Origin of the sequence: Rhodohalobacter barkolensis (assembly GCF_002834295.1) — a bacterium.
In the GTDB taxonomy this organism is placed as follows: Bacteria; Bacteroidota; Rhodothermia; order Balneolales; family Balneolaceae; genus Rhodohalobacter; species Rhodohalobacter barkolensis.
In genome coordinates, this window is record NZ_PISP01000001.1 from 1,536,675 (window position 1) to 1,560,964 (window position 24,290).

Here is a 24,290-nt window from a genome sequence, read left to right on the forward strand (position 1 = left end):
TACAGAGCTTTCCAATTTTAGTACAATTCCTTTTCCCAGGGTAAAAACCCTGGGCTATTTGTCCACCGCCCCGATGGAGCTTTTTAATGTCACTGATCTATCTGTCAGACCGCTTTTAGTGTTCTGACGGAGATTTTTAGCTTTGAACCCGGCACATCATATAAAACATCTCTGTTGCAATTTGCCGGCATCGATCATCGTAGGTCTCTTTTTCATGATCTGTTCCATCCGACTCTTTTGGATCGCGATAGGTCACCGGTTTCCGGTAGGTAGCACCCGGAACAAACGGACAGTTATCATCTGCATCCGAGCAGGTCATAATTGCGGCAAAGTTATTATCCGGATTCACTTCATCATCAAAGGTTTTTGAAAAACAGTACATAGGATCTGCATCCTCTGCAATTCTCACTTCATACCTCGGGTTCTTTCCGACCGGGCTATTGACATGAAACCCGGCTCGTTCTATAGCGGCTACGGCCCTGGGATTAAATGCCGTTGCTTCTGTTCCGCCTGAAAATGTCTTCACTCCTTCTACTCCGTAATGAGCAGCAGCCGTTTGAGTCCAGATCTGCGCCAGATGACTCCGCCGGCTATTGTGTGTGCAGATGAAGTTCAGCTTAACCGTTTCATTTTCATTTAACCCCTTGGTTATATAGTCCGCAACATCCTGCAATGTTTTTTTACGTTCTTTCGGGATGCTATCAAAATTCTGAGTCAGCTGAGAGATATAGTTTTTTAGTTTTGAGTACATAGTTAATGTTCTAATGTTGATTGATCAAAGGATTTAAAAAACAGTCTGAAGGATGCTTTTAAAACGCAAGCTCCATCGGAGCGAACTGTCTATAGCCCCGGGTTTCAACCCGGGGTAAACGAGGAAAAAAGAAATATCGCCGAAGCTGTGCATTCATTCGAAGAGCAACATATTCAGAGGCGATGTGGCTCATGGTTTTCAACCTGACAGCGTAACTGATTGCTTTCGGAGAACTTCTGGCCGTGTTGAAAAATGACATTAATCTAAACTGACGCTGTCAGGAATTTCACTTCGCTTCATACGCTGACAGGTCTTCTATATCTATTCGGGGTTAACAACAGGTTTGAATCAGCTCATCAGACAACTCCGATAGCAAACTTTTCAGCTCCTTCACACCATCGGGATTCAGACAGTAGCAGGTTCTTACACCTTCTACTTCTCCTTTAATTAAACCGGCGGTTTTCAATGCCTTTAAGTGCTGGGAAACGGTGGATTGGGCCAGCGGCAAAATTTCGGTAATATCTCCGCAAAAGCAGCTGTTTCTCTGGGCCAATATCTTGAGAATAGCAATCCGCGCCGGATGACCCAACGCTTTGGCTATAGCTGCAGACCGCTCAATTGCGGGATCGTCCAGTTTTATCGGGTTTGCTTGTATCATAATTTGATTGGTTTTAGTTAAAAGACCTGACCCACCCCTAGCCCCTCCCTATGTCGAAAAGCACTCCACATGGAGGGGAGCTCGTTTGTTGAGTCCGTTTTAATTTCTATAAACACATGCTAATCACTTAATAAAAAAATGACTCTCATCTACCTCTTCTCCGCATACACCGTTATACTGTATATACCTGTATCGGAGTTTCTGAATTCTTTTAGTTCTTCTTTTGTGAGATAATTCAGCAGCATTTCATCCGGGAGCTGAATCTCCTTCAGTTTCTGAATGGTGATATTTTCAAAACCGGTTTCCTTTACAATCTTTAAATACTCATCCTTGTCGATCGCTCCGGCCACGCAACCAGCATACATTTCCGCATCCTCTTTGATGGCATCCGGCAAATCTCCGGCAACAACAATATCTGAGATACTAAAATGTCCGCCGGGTTTCAGTATTCGATAGGTCTCTGCAAAAGCCCTCTCCTTATCCGGCACCAAATTCAAAACACAGTTACTCACTACTACATCGGCAATCTCATCATCGAGCGGCATCTCTTCGATATCGCCCAGTACAAAATCTACATTCATGTAGTTGAGTTTGATTGCATTCAGCGTAGATCGTTGAATCATCGCCTCGGTCATATCCAGACCAATTACCTTGCCTGACTCACCTACTACCTGTCGTGCAACAAATGCGTCATTTCCCGCGCCGGAGCCGAGATCCACAACCGTATCACCGGGCTTCATTTTGGCGAATTCGGTTGGCAGCCCGCAGCCTAGATTTAAATCCGCATCAGGATTGTACCCATCCAGGTTCGAATAGTCATCTGAAAAAATGGTGTAATCCACACTGCTATCTGTTGAGCAACAACCCGAAGGTCCACAACACCCGGCTTCTCCGTTCTGTTCACTGATTTTTGCATACTTCTCTTTAACTGACTGTTTGATCTTCTCGGGAGATTCTTTCCTTATTTTCATCGCTTTTCTGTTGAGAATTTTATAAATGATACGATAAATCATTTATTCTATCGTAATTTTACGATGAATATAAGACAGGTCAGATTGATTCCAAAATTAAATTTATTGATTGGCTCTCTAATTTATCAGTCTTTAATAGCCTCTAAGACTCCCTAAACCATTGAAGATCTTTAGGTTCAATACTCTCGAATCAACATCAACCCTCATGAATTTTCAATCCTCGGAAATCATTCCCGGATGGCTGCTGGAAAATTTTCAATCCAAATTCTGGAGCAATAGCAAGCAGGTGATCGAATACATCCGACTGTATTCCCTCATATTCTGCCCAAACGGTAGTATTGGCAAAGAAATAGATCTGAATTGGTAAACCCGTTTCGGTCGGCTCAAGCTGCCTGACCAGCATCGTCATATCCTGACGAGCATTTGGATTCTTCTTCAGGTATTCAATCACATAACGGCGGAATGTACCAATATTGGTGAGCCAGCGGCCATTAGTAAGTGTTGAGGTATAGCCTTTCAAATGCTTTTCGTTATACTCACCAATCTCCTTCATCTTTTCATCCATATATTTAGAAAGGAGATGAGATTTTTTCAGCGTTTGTATTTCATTGAATGTGAGAAAACGAACCGTCGAGATGTCAATTTTTAGTGATCGCATCACCCGGCGTCCGCCCGACTCCTGCATACCGCGCCAGTTCCGGAAACTGTGCTCCAGAAATTTATGAGTTGGAATAACAGTTATCGTTTTATCCCAGTTCTGAACCCGAACGGTGTTCAATGCAATGTCAATCACATCTCCGTCGGCTCCAAACTGAGGCATATCGATCCAGTCTCCCACCCGAATAAGATCATTGCTGGTTAACTGAACGCTGGCTACAAGTGATAGCAGAGTGTCCCTAAACAGCAAGAGAATGATCGCCATTACGGCACCAATACCGCTCAGAAAGTACCAGGGTGATTTGTCAGCCAGGCTTGAAATAATGAAAAATCCGGCCAAAACGTAGACGATCACTTTACCCAGTTGAATATAGCTTTTGATAGGGGTCAAATGTGCATCGGGCCGCAGAAGATAGAGCGAATGCATTGAAGAGAGAAAAGCATCAAAAACGCGGGCTCCCACTAAAATCATTAGTGCTGCGGTAACGCGCAAAATAAAACTTGTCAGATCTTCATTAAATTGCGGGACCAGTTCAAGACCGTTATAGATAATGACCAAAGGAATCATAAAAAGAGCTCGCTGTGGAAGCTTATGCCTTAGAATGATGTCGTACCACTCTGAATCTGTCTTTTCATCAAAACGAGTCAGCAGTCGGATAATCCATACCCGGATAAACAGATGAACTAGAGCTGAAATCAAAAAAATCAACGCCAATCCCACAGCAGCTTCCGCACTTTCCCCCCGCAAGTGTTCTGGCAGAATTTGAGTCAAATTTTTCAGGAGATCCGTCTGCATTAATAAATAGGAAATTGCCATTACTGCTCTTCTCAATCTAAATTTCGGTTAGGGAATATCGGGTAAAAGGTAATAAGAAGAACTGTACAGAAACAGAAGAAAAAGAGTGAATAACTATTTACCTCAGCAGTATTTCTTTAAACATTGCCTTAATCTTCAAAAGAACTATTTTATACTAACCTCATTTTAAACTTTTGAAAACAATCCGCTCATGCTTCAAAAAGCTACTTTGCTCAAATCCGGTCTTCTAATCTTTACCTTTCTGATTACCTCTGTCAGCACAATCTCTGCACAAAATCTTTACTACCCGCCTGCAGGGATTGGCGACAATTGGGAACAGAAATCCGCCTCGGAATTAGGATTTCAATCCTCCGAATTGGATGATGCCGTTCAGTTTGCTATCAACAATGAAAACAGTGTAGAGAATGATCTTCGAATTGCCATCCTGAAGGGATTTAGTCATGAACCATACCATCAACTTGCGGGGCCTGTCAGAGAGCGGGGCAATCCGGCTGGAATGGTGATTAAAGATGGATATATTGCTTCAAGCTGGGGTGATTTGAAACGGGTAGATATGACATTCAGCGTTACCAAAAGTTATCTCTCGGCCGTTGCCGGATTGGCCTGGGATGATGGTTTGATCCACAGCCCGGACGACCGACTCACAGAATATGTTTGGGATCGCACCTTTGATGGAGAGCATAATTCAAAGATTACCTGGGAGCATCTTCTCAATCAATCATCAGATTGGTACGGCACACTTTTCGGGATGGAAGACTGGAGTGACCGTCCACCTCGTGAGGGCGGCATTGACGACTGGCGTTACCGTGAACTGCATGAACCTGGCACGCACTACAAATACAATGATGTTCGGGTAAATCTTCTCGCCTACTCACTGCTAAAGGTTTGGCGAAATCCACTACCCCAAGTATTAAAACAGAGAATAATGGATCCAATCGGAGCTTCTTCAACCTGGCGCTGGTATGGATATGACAACTCTTTCGAAATGATCGACGGTGTGGAAATGCAGTCGGTCAGCGGTGGAGGACATAACGGCGGCGGACTCTTCATCAGCACCTATGATCACGCCCGCTTTGGACTCCTTTTTGCAAGAAACGGTGTATGGAAAGATCAGCAACTTATCTCCCGGGAGTGGATTGAAAAATCCGTCGCACCATCTCCTGCCAACTCGCAATACGGTTATCTCTGGTGGCTGCAGGATGACGAGAATAATTTCGAGGATGTGCCGGATCATGTCTACTACGCAGCCGGTTTTGGGGGCAACTTCATTGTTGTGGATGATCAAAATGACATTGTTATTGTTTTGCGATGGATTGACAGTTCAAAACTCGGTGATTTTGTAGAGATGGTTTACCAGGCACTTGAATAACAATTAGCTTAATAGATTAATAAACCATTTTAGTTAATATTTGCATTTTTAAACCAATTTGGTTAATTATTAAATGACTTAACTAAATTGGTTCAATATGCAGAATTACATTGTTGTAATCGGGGATATCATCGAGTCCAAAGATTTGGAAGCTGATGACCGAAAAGAGACTCAGATCAAGCTGGAGGAACAATTCAAGAAGATGAATCGAGAGTCCGGACAACTTCTCTCTCCTTACACCATTACTCTTGGGGATGAGTTTCAAGCCGTGTATCGTTCTTCGGATCATCTGTTCAGAGATATCTGGACAATTATGGCCCAAATCCATCCGGTCCAGATACGAATTAACATCAGTGTGGGTGAAATAACCACCGAAATCAACAGAGAGCAGTCAATTGGTATGGACGGCCCCGTATTTCATGTGGCTAGAGACCAAATTGAAGAGATGAAAAAGGAAGATATTCTTCTCACTATTGCTACAGACAACAAACAGTTCGACCGGTTGGTGAACAGCAGTTTTCGAATTTTGTCGGCCAATCTTCGGGCATGGAACAGAAATCGCCTTATGATTCTCAAAAAGAGATATGAAGAGATCGACGTAAAACAGATTGCCGGGGAGTTAGAACTATCAGAAGTTGCCGTCTATAAAAATATCCGGGCCGGAACACTCGATGCCATACAAGATTTAACCGATTCCATAACAGAAATCGTAAATGAAATGGTGAACCCATGAACTACACGATCTTCTTTGCCGTCCTCAATCTGATTTTGATCTCCAGACTGCGCTTTACCTTACGTGATCGCCCTATAACAAAGATGTCCGATTTTGTTCGCCTGACTGCCATTCCGATGCTCATTCTCCCCTTTTTGAGTATTACTGCCGGCTCGATTATTCTGATCGTCTATCTACTGATGCGGCCATTCATCTTAAAAATGCTTGAGAATATTCAGGGAGATCTAAATAGAAACCGGATGATTGCTCTTGTGATAGATATTCTGGCAATCGGAGTTCTTTGCTCACCCTTGCTGTCGTTACAAGTAGCCGATTGGAGCATTGAATTTGCTTCACGACTTAACGAAGTTTTCAATCCATCGTCGGAAACAATAGTGAGCTTACAATGGCAAACTGTGCTGGCAATCCTTTTTGGCTTTTTAATGATCCTGAATGAAATTAATCTCCTCATCCGATACATACTGGAAAAGCTGCAACTGGCACCTCTGAGCAATCAACACAAAAAGAAGATCGATGAAAAGCAGTTCCGAACCGGCCGGGTGATAGGATTTCTGGAACGAATTTTTGTCTTTCTTTTTATTCTGATGGGACAGTACACAGCAATCGGTTTTGTATTGGCTGCAAAAGGAGTAGTTCGATATCCCGAGTTTGGAAACCGAAGCTTTGCCGAATATATTTTGATCGGTACTCTTCTCTCTTCACTGTTGGCTATGGGGATGGCGTTTTTCATCAAAATCTTTTTGATCCTGTAACTCCATCCTAACCATTATAACATCGTTTCATTTCAAAATTTGAAGAAATAAACAGCGAAAGAATCAATTATTTGTTCAAAGTGAAGGAAAATATTACAGCCGACTCAAATGTTTGGTGAATCGATCAACGAGATTGATTCAGTCAACTGCAAAACTGACTTTTAAAACCAAGTCACGTATAACAATCCTTGGTAAGAAATTTAATATAAAAAAAGGGAGGTCGGAATTTACTTCGGCGGGCTTATATTGAAGTAACATATGCTAAAATACGAGGATATCCACCTCTCAACCAAACATATTTATAGATGTATAGGTAATGTATGCTAATATTGAATAAAAGTATTCTTTAAATAATTGAAGGTGGTTTAAAAGTTGGATGATATCACCTTGAAGTTCAATCCTGAGTGTTCAAATAAAGCGAACATTATACTTTCCACAAATTGAAAAAACCTTCTCCATTTCCGGCGGCCCCGGTGGCAGTGATCCCAATTCCTCAAACATATGTTCCAGTCCGGCAGGGAAAATACTCAAATCAACTTTCGCAGGTTGATCTCCAACTACCCGCCAACTGTGTGGAATACCTCTTGGGGCAAACGCCGTATCACCCGCTTTCAAAACTGCTGTATCTTCACCAACTTTCACCTCCAGTTCGCCCTCAATCACACGAAATATTTCATCCTCATCTTCATGAATATGAGTTGGAATTTGTACACCCGGCTCATTATTCTCTTCAATAAGCGTGAACTGACCATTGGTCTCTTCTCCTGTCAGTTTAAAAGTCATCTTATCCCCCAAAACATTGATCTTTTTCCCTTCACTATTCCTTACAATTTTTGGCGAGGACATTTCAGTAATCACCGATTCTGTATTGATTCTTCCAAATGGTGCTATCACAAAGGTGCTCGTTCCAATTCCTGCTACTCTCAGAAATTCTGATCTTTTCATTGCTTCATCTGTCATTTAATTTTGAATTGAGTTTCAAATATGACTTTTGAAGGAAGATCATTCCATACAAAAAAGGTGGGAAATCATATATAAATGTCACATCTGACGAAAATCAGTCGGCGATGATCCAAATTCTCTTTTGAAAAAATTACTAAAGTGAAACGGTTCCGAAAACCCAAGTTCAAATGCAATTTCCTTAACATTTTTTGCTGAAAACTTCAGTTCTCTTCTAGCATGTATCATAATCTGTTCCACGATCAAAGACTTGGCTGTTACACCTAAAATCTCACGTACTGCCCGATTCAGATATTTTGGTGTGACATGCAACTGCTCTGCATACAGACTAACTCTGTGTATCGTCTTGTAGTTCTTGGCAATCAACTCTTTGTAATTAGCTACCAGTCGTACACCGTTTTGGCTACACTCTCCATTCAGACGGATATTGCAGCGACTGTCGCAGTAGACTAACAGTGTTTTAAACAGCGATGCTACTCCCTGCTCACGATTTGGAATAATTGATCCACTCAATTCATCAATCATCTCAGCAAGGTTATGAACCCTATCCCCAATTTTTGGGCTTAGAATTATTTTCGGTATCTTATCAAAGCCTGACAGAAGCTCTGCCTCTTTGATGCGAAGATTCTCTCTTACCCGATCCCGCATATATGATTTTGAAAACAACAAAATCCACCCTTCAAAATCGTCACCGGGTTCAACAGTAACAAAACGTGAAGGAGTTAAAAAACAGATTAAATTGGGGCATGCCTCAAACTCTTGATCATCAATTCGAATTCGTTTGAATCCATTTCGCATCCACAAAATCTGGTAGTACTCCCCGTTTGTATAATCCCTTTTCCCCAACTCAAAGGAGCGGATCACAATTTCATCCTGATTCCCCATAACACATTACGGCTTTTTGTTTTACAATTCCTCAAAGCAGTATGTCTCTCTTAAAAAAGAATGTAGCAAAAAAGTACATTCCGTGCAGTTGCCTCTTTTAACAGCCTTCCGTTACCAGGCAACAGACCCCAAATCGCAGTTCGTTATTCGTCAATCAACTCCTCGTCCCGCAGCTCCTTTCAGAATCCTCGTCTGTCGAAATCCGGTGCGCTTTTGCGGCGGTTCGCCCGACGAGTTTTTTCAGGTTACAAGCGGCAGGACGCAGGCTCCCATCTCCCTCCTCATCCCGGTCCACGGCGACGACAATCATGCAGCTCCGCTGCATAAAACGCCTTAACCCCAATTTGAATGGATTTAATCAAATTGAACGCTTAAGATGACCGCCTCTGATTTGTTTGATACTCCGAACCTACCCCTCTGATCGGCGGGGTATTTGGAATGGCCCATATTCCCCGGGTTTCGTTTCACTTCACCCGAGGCTAATTACATTCTGCCCCGCTGGGGCAGAGTAAAAATCCCCCTGTCGGCCTGTCGCGGCACACTTCACAAATCAAAATTCGATATTCGTTATTCATCATTCAATTCTTCTCGTCCCGGTGCTCCGCGACGGGGACAACAACCAGCAGCTCCGCTGCATATAGTTTCGAGCTCCTAAATCTGTTTAGACAAATTCAATTTGTGAGATGACCGCCTCTAATCTTTTCTATGCTCTGAACCAATCTCTCTGTTCGGCGAAATTTTGTGATAATCGCTGTATTCCCCGGGTTTCGTTTCACTTCACCCAAGGCTAATTACATTCTACCCCGTTGGGGCATTTTCGTTTCCCCGTCTGAATGCTGTAGTTGCCAGATGCAGGCTTCAAGCAACAGGCCCCATACAGTTCTGTGTTCGTTATTCGTAATTCAATTCTTCCGGGTCCCGGTGCTCTTTTCAGAATCCTCGTCTGTCGAATCCCAGCGCGCTTTTGCAGCGGTTCGCCTGACGAGTAGAACTCACCTCCTCGTCCCGGAGCTCCGCTCCGGCGGCGACAACCCAGCAGCTCTGCTGCCTTCAGGTTGCTGGCGGCAGGCATCATGTTGCAGGTGAAATCAAACCCGAGCAGTGTATTCCGTAAACCGAAACCAAAATTCCGACGCTGACAGGATCCTCCTTGCGTCGGTAGGCTGTCAGGTCTTGACTTACATCCTGGCAGACCGCTTACTGATGCTGAATGAACTGTTCTGCAACATTTCGGCGAGTCCGTCTCCGTCATCATCAAGATCAAGCGGATCAACCTCCAGATCAAAATGCCACTCCCCTCCGGTGAACAGCACGGTAAGAGTTCCACCCGTTGGTAAATCACTTCCACCCTCCAGCTCATTCAGATTGTAGGACCACTGATATACATCATCCGTTGACTCAGTTTCACTCGTTTGGTTAGCGTTCGGATCCACGCCTTCTTTCGACTCCATGGTCTCCAATTCACTGCCCACATTTCGTCCCGTGCGTGCACTGCGCTTGCTGATGCTGTAGGATGCTGTTTCAATGCCATCCAGCACTCCATCATCATCTGAATCCTCATCGATTGGATCGATCTCCAGATCAAAATGGATTCCGTCTCCATCACTATCCATATCTTCGTCACCGGATGGATTACGACCGGTTCTTGCGCTTCGCTTGCTGATACTAAATGATGCAGATTTCATGAAATCCGGGAAACCGTTGGAATCAACTTTACCTCTGCGAATATCTTTCTTATCGATTCCTCGTTCTGCTTGCGCACTCGAGCTCATCTCCTGTTGGGAGTTGGTTCCAATTTCCATACAGTAAGACCCCGGCTGAATAGTATATCGCTGAACATTTGCAGATTCCGGGTCATCGCTGTCTCCATCGTTAGCCTGTCCTTCATCGAGCGGATTTTCACCGGAATTTGAGTTACTGTTGTATAGAGGATTACCACCTGATGCCACCATACCTGTCTTTACAATCACGCCCGCCGGATTTGCCAACCGGGCCATTGTGAAATCTACTCCATCATCAATTCCGTCATCATCACTGTCCATGTCACCGTCACCAATATCCGCAGCGCGCGAGGACGGTTTGTTGGATCGGCTGGAGTTGTAATCCCGAGCCGGTGCGATCTGCGCCAGATCGCTCAGTCGATTCATTTTTACCAGCAGTTTCTCTTCCATTGCCAATGCTTCCCGGCAGACGTCGGTTTCACATTTCCCCAATGATTCAACATCCTCTTTCACAATGTTTAAAATCTCTTCAATATGCGTATCGAATTCAGAGGGGTTATTCTGGGCACTTCTAACTGCACTATCGCGGTGATCAGCATTTAGTCTCACCTGCCCGCATACACCTTCATCACATCGATCCAGAACCTGCTTGATGTTTTCAATATCGTCGCCTACAGAAGCGAGTCCCAGTTCTTTCGCCAGGTACAAGTTATGATCCGGCTGCGGGCACATATCTCCTTCACAAGAGTCTACACTTGCCCCGGAAGTATCACCCCAGCAATATACCTCACCACTTCCATCCATGAGACTGGCTCTGGAATTATCACCCCAGCAGTACACTTCACCATCTCCGTTCTCAAGACTTGCACTGGAAGCAACTCCCCACGAATACACTTTACCCTCGTCACCACCGGCACTGGTTTTTGGAGCTAATCCCCAACTATACAGTTTCCCATTTTCATCTTGCATGATGGCTTCAGGCTCCCCTCCCCAGGCATATACTTTTCCGTCACCATCTTGTGTAATCAGCACTACCTGTTGTCCGGCATCATCTCCCTGGTCATTGCCACCATCTGCAGCACTGGATGTAGGCTTGTTCGACCGGGCTGCATTGTAATCCTGCGCGGCGACAGCTCTGCCTGACTGAACCAGACTCATAAGAACATTCATGTGTTCCAGAAGCTGCACCTCTTTAGTTAAAACTTCTCTACACACATCCGACTCACACTTTTGGAGAGACGCCACATCCTCCGTCACGATGCTGTGAATATCTTCTATTCCTTGATCCTGTGATATTTGTCTCTGTCTCACTTGTCGATATTTATCTACTCTCCCATCCGCATTCTGTCGTACCTGAGTACAGACTTCATCCTCGCAGCGATCCAATACTTCAATAATCTCATCTATAAAACTGTCAACCGCGGTGAGTCCCTCACCTTTTATAATCACAACATCATCCAGAGCTGCTTCTGATCTCGGCTTATTGGATCGGCTGGAGTTATAATCCTTCGCACGACTACCATCGGGTGTACAACGGATATCACCATCATCGCAATCACCCCCGCCATCATTGGCAATACTTCCGCCGGGTTTATTGGACCGGCTGGAATTGTAATCCTGGCCGGGCGCAGCCGGTGCACTGGATCCGCCAAAGCTTATTTTAATTCCGGCATTGGCAAAAAAGTTCGTTTTTGGAGCCTTTTCGGTTCGCTGGACCAACGGAGCCTGCTCAAACTGTGAGTACATCTCAAAAACGTTATCCACCTGCATCACACGCGATAAGTCTCTTTCAGTGTAGGTAATTTCTCGATCTGACAGATGGTGCTGAATTCCCGTCTTGATATTAAAACTAAACCGATCACTAAACCCTGGCTTAAATTCAAACTGCATCTGTGGGCGGATTGCAGTTGTCCAACCGCCACTATCCTCACCCTCCATCTCGGCTAAAACAATGTCACTATCAATCCCGGAGCTCTCCAGCTCACCGGTTGTATCATTGAACCGGACTGATTGTGAAGGTGCTTCCTGATTGCTCATTGCCAAATCGAGACCCAGGTTCATACTTACAAAACGACTCAGGCTCTGTTCAAACCGAGGGCCGAAATTGATGTAAAACGCTTCCCACTGATTTTCACTCGCTTCGGATACCGTAAACTGCTCATATCCGGTTCTATATTGATCAGCACTGAAACCGGAATCAAACGAATAGATGCCGGCATTGAGCCCCACTCCCCATCTCCCCGGCATGTAACTTAATCCGAGTTCCGGCTGAAAGGCTGTATTTGTTGTGGAATTACCGATTAATCCTCCACCGGCATTCAACTCAATCGAAAACGGCCGGGATGATTGCTGTGCATGAGAAAGGTTTGTAATAAGACCTAATATTGAAATGAGGAAAATAGAAAAGGAAAGCTTTTGAAAAACAAATTTGTAACGATGATCCATAGACATGTTGTTTTTTAAGGGTAAACATCCAGCATCAAAACTGAACTGTAGGAATAAAACACAATAAGTCTATAAATACAATTATACCTACGTAATTAACCCTCTTGAAAATATTGACTCCCATTGAATTACCTTAATAAATAAGATGACCAACTATTTTTATGTGCAAAGTGTAAATGTTAGAATCATGTAATTGAGATGGGGTAATCCTGAAATCCAACTTACGGAGATAATTCACTGAGAATTGTTCTCAATTCGTTATTGTTTAATCGTTAAATCAACTTTTAGTGGTAACTCAATATGTATATAAAGCCTGTAGTAATAACCGATTTTACCAATTTAGCGAACCAAAAATGGGAAATTATAAATGATGATGTGATGGGAGGCCAATCCGAAAGTCAGTTTCAGATTAATAAAGATGGAAATGCTGTTTTTCTAGGGCACATCTCGCTAAAAAACAGTGGCGGATTTGCATCAGTTCGAAATCATGAGCCGTTAAATTTAAGTGGATTTAACACTATAAGATTGACAGTTAAGGGGGATGGCAACCAATACAGCTTCAGATTAAAACCCAATACAGAAAATCCGGCTGCTAATTTTTGGTACGAAGATAGATTTCAAACCAAGAATGGCGAGTGGATTGAAATAGAACTTGCATTAAAAGACTTTGAACCTACTTACAGGGGAAGAAAACCTCAAAATGCCGCGACGTTGGATGTGGAAAATATTGAACAGTTTGGTTTCTTGATCAGTGACAAACAAAAAGGGGAATTCCGGCTTGAAATCAATAAAATTGAAGCCTTACCGGATTCCCACTCTTAACCATTTTTAGTATAAATTAAATCTCACCGTTGCAAGCACTTGCCAGCGGTCTACATTTCTGGATGCATTTTCTGACTGAAAATTAAATGCAGGCGGTTCATCCGGAAGGGCTGAATAATCATATTCTGCATAATCGTAAACGGATGATACCTCATCCCATGCTTTATATTGACCTGCAAACTCAAATTGAACACCGGGTGAAATTGCAATTCCTGTTCCAAAAGAAAAGATACTGCGGTCATCGGTACCGTTTTCAAATTTACTTGGCAAATAGCTGTAACCGCCACGTAAAGTTAATCCATCATTAATCTGATATTGAACCCCTCCTCTAAGATTCCAAACCGATCTGAAGTTATTCTCGATAAACTCATTTTCTACAATTTCATCTTCAAAAAGGTTACCGTCATTGAAATCTACTCGGGTACCGGCGTAGTTTACATACTCAGCAGCAGTCGAGATTGTAATTCCATTCAGATCATTCAGTGAAAAACCGATCGAGGTTCTTGAGGGCATCTCTATATTGTAGACAAACTCACTGTTTAGCTCATCCTCAAAGACTACACTGTTGTCAAACGTGGTTTGAATATTCGCATCAAAGATCTCCTCAACTTCCATACGGGTTCCCATTGTATAACTTGCACCTATGTTGAGAATCTCGTTCAAGCGATATATTGCACCTGCTCGAAGTTTTAATCCTGTATAATTACTTCTGATTTGATCTTGAAGGAGGATATTATCAATATCACTATCTCCTGTACCATCATCATTCGTATCGATAAAATCACTATTGTAGTCATTAAAATTATCCACTTCCTGGAAGAGGCGATCATACTTGTAACGTCCGTTCAAAACCCCCAGACTTACTCCAACCATCAAATCTTCCTGAAATTCAGTCGCTGCAAAGAAACTGTACTCACCGCCATAACCACTTTCAAAAATTTCTCCCTGCTGTCGAATACCTAAATAGTCACCCCATTCAGGAAATCCGATTCTAAAGATCGACTCATCCCAATCTTCAAACTCATCACCGTAGTCGATAGCAAAAGTGTTAAAAGCGATGTCGGCATAAGTTGAACCGGGAGACTTAAATTGATCTGTAATGGAAGTCTGTTCATTGCGCCCCCTGAAGCCAAGAGCCCTGTTAAATACCGAATGTTGATTGTAGCCGGCCCCAACTACAAGACTTCCTTGCTGGGTAGGAAACGAGTAGACAAAACCTGCGCTCGACAAATTAAACTGATTGTCACTTAACGATTGCGAACTGTTTACAAATTGTGCTGATTCATCAACAGTGGTATAAGCCAGTCCAAACTGGCCAAAACTTTGATTGTACAGCGCTGCAGAAGCCGGGTTATCTAAAAAAGATCCGAAGCCGCCTGCATATGCCGTCCCCGGCATTACAATTGTGACAGGATCCATTGCAATCCCCTGATCGCTAAACATATTTGCCTGGTTACTGTACAGCAGAGAATTTAATGAATTTGTTGATTGCCCGATCGACGTATTTAATCCGGTTACAAGCAGTAAAACCCCTACTATCGTCAGTGATTTTATAATTTTTTGCATACTTCTCCTATAGATCTTGAATATCAAAATGAAGGTAAAAAAAGCCGAATGCAGAACATTCGGCTCTCAATCAATTATTTCTATTGTTTGAAGATGATGAAGATCGACTTCTTGATGATGACCCACTGCTGCTGGATCGATTACTTGATGATCGTTTAACAGCTGAACGATTTGAACTGCTGCTTCTGGTACGATTTACACTTGAAGAGGATGACCTACGTGTATTCGTTACTCTTTCAACAGCTGCATTTCCTAATGCCTTACCCACAGATTTGAAGAAACTTGATGAACGGCTTTGTCTGTTACTTGTATTACCAAAACGATTTGATCTATCCGTAATTCTATTCCGAACAGTGATGCTTTCAGCTCTGCGCTCTACAGCGGATCGATTTACAGATCGATTAACAGTAACAGGTCTGCGACTTACTGCCGAGTTTTTACCAACGTTTACTCTGTCACTTTTTGACAATGGAGCTACACTCACGGAAGTTCGGCTTGAGTTTGAACCGGATCTTACTGCAGCTGACCGCTGATCATTGTTATTTGATCGGTTTCTGTTCGCACTTGATCCGGACGACCGACTGGATGAATTACTCCTGTTAACGGTTCCACTGCTTCTGTTGTTTGATGAACTGCGTCGATTAACAGATCCACTGCTTCGATTGTTCGAAGATGATCTGTTTCGATTGACAGAACCGCTGCTGTTATTGTTTGAACGCGTACGGTTAACTGTTCCGGATGACCGATTTGTATTTGTACGTGACCGGTTTACTGTACTTCTGCTGTTCGATCTCGACGTGGCTCTTGATCGAATGGAGCTGGCAGATCGAGTCCTGTTCACAGTACTTCTGCTTCTGTTTACTTGAGAAGATCTTGCATTACTTCGTATTGCACTTCTGCTATTTTGAACTGAAGCTGATCTATTGCGAACAACATTGCCTCTGCTTGCTAAACCGGTACTTCTCGGTCCGTAATCTCGTCTTACTGTTCGTGTGTTATAAACAACAATGGGTCGTCCATAATAACCGCTGCCTCCCCAATATCCGCTATAATAGCCACCATAGTAGGAACTAGGGCTGTAAAAAAATCTATACGGATCATAGTAAGCCCAACCAAAACCTACACTGAAATGAGGGCGATAAAAACTGAAGGCAAAGTAGCTATGACCATAATAAGCCGGACCGTAGTATCTGTAATAGGAAGGTGAATACCAGGAACTGAAGTGGTATGGATAGTAACTGTAATGATGATAAGAGCTGTAAGATCTGCGGACATAATTATTATGGGCCAGATCTATTCCGTAATTCAAATACCACTCTTTAGCTTCATAATCTTTGAAGTAGTACTCCTCGGCATCATCCCAGCCATCTTCGTAGCCAACTACATAATCTTCTTCGTTGACAATCTGTCCCGCTCTCTGTTCAACTGGCGCACGACGATCCGGTTCAGCCTGTGCAGATGCAGAATGGTATCCACGATCTGATTCAACCGTTTTAACTTGTGTATAGCAACCGGATAAAAATAGTCCTGATGCGATTAAAATTGCGATATTTCGTATTAGTGTTTTCATAACAGTCTCCAGCTAATTGTCAGTTCCCTACCTTCAACAGTTAAAATACACATCTGGTTTCAAACATTGTATCACATGTCCATGTGAGTATATGCAAATGTTGAATTTTAGTGAATTAACGTGTAAAGATTATAGTACTTGGTTTACATCAGTTCAAAATTTGTCGAAAATTTGTTTAAAGAATGATAATCAATGTTTTTTGAATTCAGAATAACGAAAATACAGGTTAACCACTCACACACTTCTTACTTACAGCGTAAAACTCATAACTAAATCTCACCTCGCAGCGACTTGGCAATAACCTCTGCTTTGGAGTTGACATGCAGTTTTTTATAAATATTTCGGATGTGCGCACGAACCGTATCAATTGAGATATCGAAACGATCTGCAATCATTTTGTAACTGAGACCATCCACCAATCCGTTTACAATATCCTGCTCTCGGGGTGTTAAATCACTTTCGGGTTTCTTTTTGGTAACCGGTTTATTGAAATACTGAATAACTTTCCGCGCAATTTGAGGTGACATAGGGGCCCCACCCTTTGCCAAATCCTCTACAGCCTCTTTAATTTCAGGAAGTGACGTGTGCTTCAATAAGTAACCTGAAGCTCCGGCTTTCAGCGAATCGAATATCTTATGAGAATCGTGATAAACCGTCAACATAATGATATCAATTTCAGGGTAGTCCTGTTTAATAATTCCAATTCCTTCGATCCCGGTCATGCCTGGCAGCTGAATATCCATTAGAAGAATATCAGGATGTTCTTTTTTCTTTAAATAATCGAGCATTTCCTCTACTGAATCTACGGCGACGCCACAACTGATTCCTTCCTGCATATCCAGATAGCGCTGGATCAAATTCCTGATCTTTTTGTTGTCTTCAACTATTCCAACTTTAATCATAATGCCTCCTCCTTCTCATTCTTATTCTACCTTTCCCATCACATGAATGGAAAAACCTTTTTCCGAGTCGATCTCTACATCTGCTCCAATCCGAGTGGCTCTCATCTGGATATTATTCAATCCCTGACCGGTTTTACGATTTATATCTGCACCTGTTCCATTATCGTGAACTAACAACTCAAAATCCCTTCCATTAAAAGAGAACCTGATATCTGCACGTGTTGCATTTGAGTGCTTCACAATATTGTTGACAGCTTCCTTAAATATGAGATAGATGTTCTCTTTGATCTGAACCGGAAGTTTTTCATCCATATCCAGTTCCTCAAAATGGTACAGCACTTCAAATTTACCATTATTAAACATTTGATTAACGTAATCCTGCATCCGATCTGTTAAATCTCCGGCAGTATCATTACGGGCATCAATAGACCATACTATATCATCAAGACTTGTTACAATTTTTCGGCTCTGTTCGCCCATCTGCTTTAGGGTGCTTCGCATTTCTTCACTGATTTTAAATGCCTGAAGAAAATCTGATTGAAGAGCAAGTTCGGTCAGGGACGAGCCTACATCATCGTGCAAATCACTGGCAATTTGTACACGCATCTTTTCAATATCAACTTGTTTTCGAACACGATAGTAGCGGATAATAAACATTACAAACCCGATAAATAGGGTAAGCATCGACAGAATGAACCACCATTGAAAGTAGAACGGCGGTAAGATTGTAAAATAAAACTGTGCAGTTTTTTCACCACCGGCACCGTCGGCATTAAATGCCCGCACCTGAAAACGATATTCACCTGAAGGTAATGAAGGATATCGAACAAGGTTTTCCCTTCCTATTTGCCACTCCTGATCATAACCGCGAAGTCGATATTCATAAATGACTTGCTCCGGTGCATCATAGGTTAAACCGGAAAACGAAGCCTGTAAAAAATTATGGTCATGAGTAAAGGTATACTCCCGATTCGGGTCTACTGAATTCCCACTAATCAAAATCTCCTCAAATTCGAGTCCAGGAGCTAAATTATTCTCTCTAATTAAATCTGTATCAAAACGGCTAAGCCCTTCTACAGTTCCAAGCCAAAGTGCTCCATCAGAAGCCAGGAAAGATCCCCCGGCGTTTAATTCATTGGCAATTAAACCTTGATTTGTAGTAAAGTAGCGATACGAAAATATTCTGTCCAGTTCTGTTTGTGCTGCGTAAAAATCATCTTTCCTGAAAAGGATCATCCCTCTGTTTGTACCAAACCAATAACGCCCTGCAGCATCCTGAATGGCAAAATAGAATATCGTATCAATCTGTCTTGACCGGACCAAGCGTTCAACCTGTCCATCTGTGTACCTAGCCGGGCCGTTAAAAGTAGAAAACCATTTATCGCCTTCATGGTCAATATAAATGTGAATCACACCATTGCTGGGTAAATCATCTGCAATTGTGATGAATTCGAAGTTTTCTCCATCGTACTTTGCAACACCCCCATATGTAGCAAACCAATAGATCCCCTCATCATCTTTTTTGATGTCCATTACCGTATTATTCGGAAATATATTGGAGGTATTAAAGTGATCGTACCCATCCTCCCTCAGGTGGTAAAGTCCGTCGTTATAGGTTGCAATCCAAAGATGCCCGCTACTGTCATCCCGATGTATTTTTCTGACAGATCTAAAATTAATTCCAAAAGCCTCAAAAGTCTCAAATCGTCCGTCATCATAAATACTGATCCCATTGCTCGTGCCTATCCAAATGCGTCCGTCTGTATCCTTATAAAAAGTATAGACCTTATTATCCACTAACCCGTCAGATTCATCCATCACAGTTAACTCATCCCCATCGTACACTGCTATGCCGCCTCCATAAGTTGCAATCCAAATGTTGCTCTCTTCGTCTTCAATAAATCCTGTAACAACATTGTTTGGGAGTCCCGTATCGATATTAAAACTCTGGAATAGCGGTCCCGAGTAGTATGAAATGCCCGATCCCAATGTACCGATCCACAAACTGCCTTCCCGATCAATCATTGTAGAACGAATAATAGTTACAGGTAAACCTTGCTCGCGGGTATAATTGGTAAATTGACTGCCATCAAACCTGGCAAGTCCCCCCTCTGTTCCCACCCAAATTGTACTGTAGTTCAAAACTGCAATGGTAGTTATCTGGAGATTATTCAAATCCTCTTCACTCCCAAAAAGCCTGAATGATTCGTGGTCATAGCGAATTAAACCCTCCGTTGAACCAATCCAAACCCGGTTGTATCTATCGACTGTAATGGCTAAAAATTCGTCTGCCATTAATCCATCCTGCTCCGAAAATTGGTGTGACTGATCTCCCTCCAATCGTAACAATCCTTCTCTTGAAGCTACCCAAATGGCATCATCCTCAGTTTGTCCAATCGCTTCCACATTTACAATGGAAGGAAATTTATCTTCTGATACGTGCTGGAGTGTCCGATTTTGATTCAGTTTCCACAATCCGGAAGTGGAGGTACCAATCCACACATTTCCCTGGCGATCTTCAAACATATCCTGTATTGGAATACCGCTTAATTCTGCAAGATATGACGGTGTAACCAGGGAGTCATTTTCCAAAATGGATATTCCCGATTCCGTACCAACCCATATTTTCTTATCAGAATGCTCCAGGAGTGAATGCACCCGGTTGTTGGATAGGCCGTTATCCTCATAATATTGACGAAATCCTTGTCCATCAAAACGGTTGAGCCCGTAACCTGTAGCCACCCAAATATACCCTTTAGAATCCTGCAGCAAGTCGTGTCCGCCGGATTCACTCAACCCGCTTTCAATAGAATAGGAACGAAATGGCAGAAGCTGGGCCGACAGCATATCCAACCCTAAAAGAGTGATAAGTATCGTAAATGTAAAAGTTAGCCGTAGATTCATCTTGGAAAGCTAACAACTTATCATTTACCTGCAAATCACATATTCATGTGAATAGCTCTTAAAACAGAAAAAGCCCCGAATCCGGAGCTTTTCTGATCTAAATTTTCTTTTAAAAGAGAATTGATTATCCGAGATATGCCCTTAACGCAGCACTTCGGTTATGATGACGCAGTTTACGCAGCGCTTTCTCTTTAATTTGGCGCACACGTTCCCGCGTCAGGTCAAATCGCTCACCTATCTCTTCGAGAGTTAATGAGTGTTCACGACCAATACCGAAATAGAGACGAATAACTTCTGCCTCACGCTTCGTCAGTTTTGAAAGTGCCCGTTCAATTTCAACCTTCAGGGATTCACCCATCAGATCGTTATCGGGATTTGGAATTTCTTCGTTCTCAAGTACATCCAACAGACGGTTGTCTTCACCCTGAGCAAACGGTGCGTCCATTGAAAGATGGCGACCTGAAATTTTCAGGGTATCAGCCACTTCAGAAACAGTCATTTCCAGGCTTTCAGCAAGTTCTGCAGCAGAAGGTACTCGTTCGTACTCCTGTTCCAGCTTTGATAATTCTTTACCAATTTTGTTTAATGCACCAACACGGTTCAGTGGCAATCGAACGATACGACTCTGCTCGGCAAGTGCCTGAAGAATAGATTGTCGAATCCACCATACAGCATAGGAGATAAATTTAAAACCACGGGTTTCATCAAAACGCTTTGCAGCCTTAATCAAACCGAGGTTACCTTCGTTAATCAAATCTCCGAGTGATAATCCTTGATTCTGATACTGTTTTGCAACGGAAACAACAAAACGTAGGTTGGCTTTGGTAAGCTCTTCGAGTGCTCTCTGTGATCCTTTTTGAATCTCTTTGGCCAAACGAACTTCATCGTCGGGGGTAATGAGCTTCTCTTTTCCTATTTCGTGTAAGTATCGATCTAAAGATTCAGATTCGCGGGTAGAAATTCCTGAACTTTTTGCCACGTTATAAATAGATTTCTTTAAAGTTGTGCTTGCGCCTGTATGATCTGATAATGCAACGAGCAGCGATGAATAATGTTGTTAATCACCCTAAACTCGAACTGCTTAAGATACAAACAAAATGTATTCTTTTGAAATTCGATTTACAGGTTTAAGCAAATGAATTGACTATAAAACCCCATTCAGAAAAGAAGTTCCCGGCAGCGGATTTTCAATTTCAAAAAAATCCAGTACAGAAGCTGAAACATCCGAAAAAGTTTCTCTGATACCTAAATCCTTACCCGGCTTTTTTGATCCGGCTACAGCTATCAATGGGACAAATTCACGGGTATGATCAGTACTGTAATCGGTGGGGTCATTTCCATGATCTCCCAAAAATATCAGTACATCTCCTTCTTCAAGTTTTTGAATCATCGCCGGTACAGCACGATCTATCTCCTCAAGCGCCGACGCAAATCCATCCGGATCCTGTCGATGTCCATATTTTTGATCGGTATCGATTAAATTCACAAATACAAAACTGTTCTCAATTTTGGCACTCATCAGGCTGAGTGTTTGAGATATTCCTTCCGCATTACTCTTTGTGCGTCGGTATTGATCAAATCCCTCTTCAGCAAACAAATCAACAATTTTGCCAATAGAATAGGTTTTGACACCTTTTTCTTGCAATAACGAAAGTAAATTGGGTTTTGGCGGATTCAGAGAGTAATCGTGTCGGTCATCCGATAAGCGTTCAAAGTTTCCCACTTCACCATGAAATGGCCGCGCAATCACACGCCCTACCCCATGCTCTCCAACCATTACTTCCTGTCTGGCAAATTCACACCAACTGTAAAGTTTATCCAATGGAGTTACATCTACATGACAAGCTACTTGAAACACACTGTCTGCAGAAGTATATACGATAGGCTTCCCGGTTTTCATGTGCTCTTCACCGTAATCCCGGATTACATCTGTTCCCGAATATGGAAGATTAGCAAGAACTCCGTCGGTTCCTGTATTTTCACAGAATTTTTGAATCACTTCCTCCGGAAATCCTTCCGGGTATGTTGGAAAAGGCTGGTCTAAATGAATTCCGGCAATCTCCCAATGTCCTGTCGTAGAATCTTTCCCGGCAGATAACTCTCTCATTTTCCCATAACTTCCCAATGGCTCACTGTATTCATCGACAGAAGAGAGCGGTTCGATATTTCCCAACCCAAGGCGCTCCAAGTTTGGCAATTTTGCACCTGTATGTTTTAAAACATGAGCCAGAGTGTTGGTCCCTTCATCTCCATATTGAGCAGCATCTTCCTGAGCACCAATACCAAGGCCATCAATAACTACAGCGAAAAATCGTGGCATTCTTTATCGTCTATTTTTTTAAAAATTACTCGCTGAACGAGTTTCTCTTTCCTGCATTGTGTCCGACAACGCTTTTTTTGCCTTTCTGATCTGTTCAAAAACATCCCCACCGTCCGGTTCCACCTCAATCATTCCATAGGTTAATGAAAGATCGATCTTCTGACCGCCCAGTAGTTCCACGGGCTTTTCAAGTTTTGAATCAACGGCAGATATCCATTTTGCACATGTTTGTTCATCCTTGCCGGTAATAATTGCAGAAAAAATATAGTCTGAATTAAAACCAATAAATCCTGTAGACCCGCAACGCCCCGGATTTAAAATATTGACTATAGAACGCTGCAGACGTTTTAAATCTTCAAGTCTGAAACGGGATCGCAGCTCAGGCAGATTATCAATCGTAACAAATCCAAACCAGGTTTTCTCATCCGTTTTCCCCGCTCGTTTAATTTGAGTAGCCAATGTCTGCTCCCAAACCTCCGGGATAAAACTGCCGTACTCACTGGTTAAAATATCTTTGTCTACATCTACCTTGCCTTGATTAATCTGGATGGACAAAGACGCCGTCCGAACCAGGTTCTTCAACTTATGTTTTGTTGAATCTTTGAATGTAAGTGGGTTCTTATCGTATGCAATTACAACAGCATGACGACGGTCTTGAATCATAATTGGGATTGCGTACGTTACCCCATCGGTTCCGTTCTCTCTGCTTGAAATTCGTTTCGGATTTTGATTGAAGTGAATCGAAAAAACATCTCTGCCTTTTTGAAGTGCATCATAAGCAACACTTTTTTCTTCCATCAACAGACCAAGCGCAGGGAAATCTGGAGATTGAACGGATCTGAAGATACTGCACCAGCTGTCCATTCCCCGGGCAACGACAGTAACTCCTCCGGATCTGAGCAGTTTTTGCATCTCTGAAACCATCACTTCAAAAATCTCAGCTTTATGCATTTTTGGAGTGATTTTCTCTAATGCCTCATCGTATCTGGTCCACTCTTTTTCGTTTTCGTAAAGATCTGTAAGCTCCAGGTAGGTATTCAGCAAGTTAACCAGCGCATTTCTGTAAGAAGAAAGTACATCTTCATAGTCAGTCAGATTGATCTGGAACTCCGTCTCAATGACAGTTACGGCAACCGTTTCCCGGTTATTGATAAATGGGACGAGTGTTAAAAAACGAACCGGCACATGATCGTGGTAATGTGACAGATCGGGTACAGAAACTTCCTCTTCCACCTTGAGCTGAATAATCTGATCAATCTCTTTAAAATCATCGAGGAAATACTCATCAAAATCGACCCTGTCTTTAAACATCACATTGGGCAGAATGGTGGAGCTTGTTTCCAGTACAAACTGCTTGCGTGTCCGGTTCACCCAATACATATACACCGTATCAGCTTCAGTCGATTTACGCAGCAACTGCATGATGTCTTCAACGGCGTGCTTAAATTCGAAAAGTGCTTTTTCTTCTCGCTTATTATCCATTAAAA

The 24,290-nt window shown here is 42.6% G+C and carries 19 protein-coding genes; 4 read left to right on the plus strand and 15 right to left on the minus strand.

Annotation, left to right across the window (positions count from 1 at the left end):
• Nucleotides 1-136 precede the first annotated feature (136 nt).
• The 5 genes from CWD77_RS06455 to CWD77_RS06475 form a co-directional block, all read right to left on the minus strand.
• Nucleotides 137-751, minus strand: a complete 615-nt coding sequence (locus CWD77_RS06455) for a low molecular weight phosphatase family protein (RefSeq protein ID WP_101072531.1) — start codon at nt 749-751, stop codon at nt 137-139.
• A gap of 58 nt (nt 752-809) precedes the next feature.
• Entirely contained in the window at nt 810-1,010 is a 201-nt protein-coding gene (locus CWD77_RS06460; protein WP_101072533.1) for a hypothetical protein, read from the minus strand.
• 72 nt (nt 1,011-1,082) lie between these two features.
• Nucleotides 1,083-1,409, minus strand: coding sequence for an ArsR/SmtB family transcription factor (locus CWD77_RS06465; RefSeq protein ID WP_101072535.1), 327 nt, complete (start codon nt 1,407-1,409; stop codon nt 1,083-1,085).
• A gap of 149 nt (nt 1,410-1,558) precedes the next feature.
• Complete coding sequence (locus CWD77_RS06470; RefSeq protein ID WP_101072966.1) at nt 1,559-2,380, minus strand: arsenite methyltransferase; 822 nt, start codon at nt 2,378-2,380, stop codon at nt 1,559-1,561.
• Between the two features lie 196 nt (nt 2,381-2,576).
• Nucleotides 2,577-3,869, minus strand: a complete 1,293-nt coding sequence (locus tag CWD77_RS06475; RefSeq protein ID WP_133120193.1) for a mechanosensitive ion channel family protein — start codon at nt 3,867-3,869, stop codon at nt 2,577-2,579.
• Between the two features lie 175 nt (nt 3,870-4,044).
• On the opposite strand from CWD77_RS06475, the gene CWD77_RS06480 reads away from it, so the two are divergent.
• The 3 genes from CWD77_RS06480 to CWD77_RS06490 all read left to right on the plus strand — a co-directional run bounded on the left by CWD77_RS06480 (nt 4,045) and on the right by CWD77_RS06490 (nt 6,708).
• The gene (locus CWD77_RS06480) at nt 4,045-5,223 is read left to right on the plus strand and encodes a serine hydrolase domain-containing protein (protein WP_101072539.1); all 1,179 of its coding nucleotides are present in this window, start codon (nt 4,045-4,047) and stop codon (nt 5,221-5,223) included.
• Between the two features lie 97 nt (nt 5,224-5,320).
• Entirely contained in the window at nt 5,321-5,956 is a 636-nt protein-coding gene (locus CWD77_RS06485; protein WP_101072541.1) for a SatD family protein, read from the plus strand.
• Nucleotides 5,953-6,708: a hypothetical protein gene (locus CWD77_RS06490; RefSeq protein WP_101072543.1), complete on the plus strand. Its 756-nt coding sequence runs from the start codon at nt 5,953-5,955 to the stop codon at nt 6,706-6,708. Before CWD77_RS06485 ends, CWD77_RS06490 begins: the two co-directional genes overlap by 4 nt.
• Nucleotides 6,709-7,116: 408 nt before the next feature.
• Here the strand turns inward: CWD77_RS06490 and CWD77_RS06495 are convergent, their stop codons facing one another.
• The 3 genes from CWD77_RS06495 to CWD77_RS06510 form a co-directional block, all read right to left on the minus strand.
• Nucleotides 7,117-7,653, minus strand: a complete 537-nt coding sequence (locus tag CWD77_RS06495; protein WP_101072967.1) for a cupin domain-containing protein — start codon at nt 7,651-7,653, stop codon at nt 7,117-7,119.
• A 96-nt stretch (nt 7,654-7,749) separates the two neighbouring features.
• The gene (locus CWD77_RS06500; protein WP_101072544.1) at nt 7,750-8,553 is read right to left on the minus strand and encodes a helix-turn-helix domain-containing protein; all 804 of its coding nucleotides are present in this window, start codon (nt 8,551-8,553) and stop codon (nt 7,750-7,752) included.
• 1,178 nt (nt 8,554-9,731) lie between these two features.
• Nucleotides 9,732-12,719, minus strand: coding sequence for a hypothetical protein (locus CWD77_RS06510; protein WP_101072548.1), 2,988 nt, complete (start codon nt 12,717-12,719; stop codon nt 9,732-9,734).
• Between the two features lie 300 nt (nt 12,720-13,019).
• On the opposite strand from CWD77_RS06510, the gene CWD77_RS06515 reads away from it, so the two are divergent.
• Nucleotides 13,020-13,541 (plus strand): CIA30 family protein, encoded by a 522-nt coding sequence (locus CWD77_RS06515; RefSeq protein WP_101072549.1) that lies wholly within the window; start codon nt 13,020-13,022, stop codon nt 13,539-13,541.
• Between the two features lie 6 nt (nt 13,542-13,547).
• Here the strand turns inward: CWD77_RS06515 and CWD77_RS06520 are convergent, their stop codons facing one another.
• From CWD77_RS06520 to CWD77_RS06555, 7 genes are all read right to left on the minus strand, one after another.
• On the minus strand, nt 13,548-15,107 hold the full coding sequence (locus CWD77_RS06520; protein WP_101072552.1) for an outer membrane protein transport protein: 1,560 nt from the start codon (nt 15,105-15,107) through the stop codon (nt 13,548-13,550).
• 70 nt (nt 15,108-15,177) lie between these two features.
• Nucleotides 15,178-16,677 carry a hypothetical protein gene (locus tag CWD77_RS15475; protein ID WP_133120194.1) on the minus strand — a complete coding sequence of 500 codons (1,500 nt, stop codon included), beginning with the start codon at nt 16,675-16,677 and terminating at the stop codon, nt 15,178-15,180.
• Nucleotides 16,678-16,946: 269 nt separating this feature from the next.
• Nucleotides 16,947-17,579 carry a response regulator transcription factor gene (locus tag CWD77_RS06535; protein ID WP_101072558.1) on the minus strand — a complete coding sequence of 211 codons (633 nt, stop codon included), beginning with the start codon at nt 17,577-17,579 and terminating at the stop codon, nt 16,947-16,949.
• Nucleotides 17,580-17,600: 21 nt separating this feature from the next.
• The gene (locus CWD77_RS06540; RefSeq protein ID WP_101072560.1) at nt 17,601-20,483 is read right to left on the minus strand and encodes a ligand-binding sensor domain-containing protein; all 2,883 of its coding nucleotides are present in this window, start codon (nt 20,481-20,483) and stop codon (nt 17,601-17,603) included.
• Between the two features lie 124 nt (nt 20,484-20,607).
• Nucleotides 20,608-21,462 carry a sigma-70 family RNA polymerase sigma factor gene (locus tag CWD77_RS06545; RefSeq protein ID WP_101072561.1) on the minus strand — a complete coding sequence of 285 codons (855 nt, stop codon included), beginning with the start codon at nt 21,460-21,462 and terminating at the stop codon, nt 20,608-20,610.
• Between the two features lie 165 nt (nt 21,463-21,627).
• Nucleotides 21,628-22,803, minus strand: coding sequence for a phosphopentomutase (locus CWD77_RS06550; protein WP_101072563.1), 1,176 nt, complete (start codon nt 22,801-22,803; stop codon nt 21,628-21,630).
• An 18-nt stretch (nt 22,804-22,821) separates the two neighbouring features.
• Nucleotides 22,822-24,285, minus strand: a complete 1,464-nt coding sequence (locus tag CWD77_RS06555) for a GAF domain-containing protein (protein ID WP_101072565.1) — start codon at nt 24,283-24,285, stop codon at nt 22,822-22,824.
• Nucleotides 24,286-24,290: the final 5 nt, after the last annotated feature.

Bases quoted from the DNA above. Each gene is read 5' to 3' on its own strand.
- CWD77_RS06495 (WP_101072967.1), bottom strand. From the start codon at position 7,653: ATGAAAAGATCAGAATTTCTGAGAGTAGCAGGAATTGGAACGAGCACC.
- CWD77_RS06520 (WP_101072552.1), bottom strand. From the start codon at position 15,107: ATGCAAAAAATTATAAAATCACTGACGATAGTAGGGGTTTTACTGCTT.
- CWD77_RS06470 (WP_101072966.1), bottom strand. From the start codon at position 2,380: ATGAAAATAAGGAAAGAATCTCCCGAGAAGATCAAACAGTCAGTTAAA.
- CWD77_RS15475 (WP_133120194.1), bottom strand. From the start codon at position 16,677: ATGAAAACACTAATACGAAATATCGCAATTTTAATCGCATCAGGACTA.
- CWD77_RS06500 (WP_101072544.1), bottom strand. From the start codon at position 8,553: ATGGGGAATCAGGATGAAATTGTGATCCGCTCCTTTGAGTTGGGGAAA.
- CWD77_RS06540 (WP_101072560.1), bottom strand. From the start codon at position 20,483: ATGAATCTACGGCTAACTTTTACATTTACGATACTTATCACTCTTTTA.
- CWD77_RS06550 (WP_101072563.1), bottom strand. From the start codon at position 22,803: ATGCCACGATTTTTCGCTGTAGTTATTGATGGCCTTGGTATTGGTGCT.
- CWD77_RS06515 (WP_101072549.1), top strand. From the start codon at position 13,020: ATGTATATAAAGCCTGTAGTAATAACCGATTTTACCAATTTAGCGAAC.
- CWD77_RS06490 (WP_101072543.1), top strand. From the start codon at position 5,953: ATGAACTACACGATCTTCTTTGCCGTCCTCAATCTGATTTTGATCTCC.
- CWD77_RS06480 (WP_101072539.1), top strand. From the start codon at position 4,045: ATGCTTCAAAAAGCTACTTTGCTCAAATCCGGTCTTCTAATCTTTACC.
- CWD77_RS06460 (WP_101072533.1), bottom strand. From the start codon at position 1,010: ATGTCATTTTTCAACACGGCCAGAAGTTCTCCGAAAGCAATCAGTTAC.
- CWD77_RS06465 (WP_101072535.1), bottom strand. From the start codon at position 1,409: ATGATACAAGCAAACCCGATAAAACTGGACGATCCCGCAATTGAGCGG.
- CWD77_RS06510 (WP_101072548.1), bottom strand. From the start codon at position 12,719: ATGGATCATCGTTACAAATTTGTTTTTCAAAAGCTTTCCTTTTCTATT.
- CWD77_RS06485 (WP_101072541.1), top strand. From the start codon at position 5,321: ATGCAGAATTACATTGTTGTAATCGGGGATATCATCGAGTCCAAAGAT.
- CWD77_RS06455 (WP_101072531.1), bottom strand. From the start codon at position 751: ATGTACTCAAAACTAAAAAACTATATCTCTCAGCTGACTCAGAATTTT.
- CWD77_RS06555 (WP_101072565.1), bottom strand. From the start codon at position 24,285: ATGGATAATAAGCGAGAAGAAAAAGCACTTTTCGAATTTAAGCACGCC.
- CWD77_RS06535 (WP_101072558.1), bottom strand. From the start codon at position 17,579: ATGATTAAAGTTGGAATAGTTGAAGACAACAAAAAGATCAGGAATTTG.